Below are 239 nucleotides of genomic sequence, written 5' to 3'. Positions count from 1 at the left end.
GCCGTGGGTTCGTACGCCAAGGCCGAAGGCCTGTACGCCGCAGCCTATGGTCCGAGCGCGACGGCGAACGGATCGTATGGCACCGCCTTGGGCGCCTGGGCCAACGCCAGCGGGGAGCAGTCGCTGGCCGTCGGCTATGGAGCCGTGGCTTCAGGCCCGATGAGCATGGCTTTCGGCGCAAATGCGAACGCCAGCGGCGCCGGCGCGGAGCGCCAGATCACTCACCTGGCGGCTGGCAC

At 70.3% G+C, this 239-nt stretch carries 1 pseudogene; it reads left to right on the top strand.

Going from position 1 to position 239, the window contains the following annotated elements:
- Positions 1–239: pseudogene (locus ACPYOJ_RS36595) on the top strand (hypothetical protein); the annotation flags it as partial.

Source organism: Rhizobium sp. SVR5-9E (assembly GCF_056755095.1).
The sequence above is the reverse complement of the archived record's forward strand: the minus strand, read 5'-3'. Positions and strand labels throughout refer to the sequence as shown.